The organism is Actinotignum urematis, from assembly GCF_051264595.1.
GTDB lineage: Bacteria > Actinomycetota > Actinomycetes > Actinomycetales > Actinomycetaceae > Actinotignum > Actinotignum timonense_A.
In genome coordinates this window covers 1-1046 of sequence record NZ_JBOZBG010000037.1, presented here as the reverse complement: position 1 = coordinate 1046, position 1046 = coordinate 1, and the positions used below count along the sequence as shown (strand labels likewise).

1 rRNA gene is annotated in these 1046 nt (G+C 57.3%); it reads left to right on the top strand.

Going from position 1 to position 1046, the window contains the following annotated elements:
* Window positions 1-1046 (top strand): 16S ribosomal RNA (locus ACRQDJ_RS09230); the annotation flags it as partial.

Below are 1046 nucleotides of genomic sequence, written 5' to 3'. Positions count from 1 at the left end.
TGTGAAGGGGGATGGGCTCGCGGCCTATCAGCTTGTTGGTGGGGTGATGGCCTACCAAGGCGGTGACGGGTAGCCGGCCTGAGAGGGTGACCGGCCACATTGGGACTGAGATACGGCCCAGACTCCTACGGGAGGCAGCAGTGGGGGATATTGCACAATGGGCGAAAGCCTGATGCAGCGACGCCGCGTGGGGGATGAAGGCTTTCGGGTTGTAAACCTCTTTCGCTATCGAACAAGGCTCATTTTTTGGTGGGTTGAGGGTAGGTGGAGAAGAAGCGCCGGCTAACTACGTGCCAGCAGCCGCGGTAATACGTAGGGCGCGAGCGTTGTCCGGAATTATTGGGCGTAAAGGGCTTGTAGGCGGCTTGTTGCGCCTGCTGTGAAAACGCGGGGCTTAACTTCGCGCGTGCAGTGGGTACGGGCAGGCTTGAGTGTGGTAGGGGTGACTGGAATTCCAGGTGTAGCGGTGGAATGCGCAGATATCTGGAGGAACACCGATGGCGAAGGCAGGTCACTGGGCCATTACTGACGCTGAGGAGCGAAAGCATGGGTAGCGAACAGGATTAGATACCCTGGTAGTCCATGCTGTAAACGTTGGGAACTAGGTGTGGGGGGCCTTTCCAGGTTTTCTGCGCCGTAGCTAACGCATTAAGTTCCCCGCCTGGGGAGTACGGCCGCAAGGCTAAAACTCAAAGGAATTGACGGGGGCCCGCACAAGCGGCGGAGCATGCGGATTAATTCGATGCAACGCGAAGAACCTTACCAAGGCTTGACATACACCGCGGGATCGCAGAGATGTGGTTGCATTTGGTTGGTGGTGTACAGGTGGTGCATGGTTGTCGTCAGCTCGTGTCGTGAGATGTTGGGTTAAGTCCCGCAACGAGCGCAACCCTTGTCTCGTGTTGCCAGCATGTTGTGGTGGGGACTCACGAGAGACTGCCGGGGTTAACTCGGAGGAAGGTGGGGATGACGTCAAATCATCATGCCCCTTATGTCTTGGGCTTCACGCATGCTACAATGGCCGGTACAGAGGGTTGCGATATCGT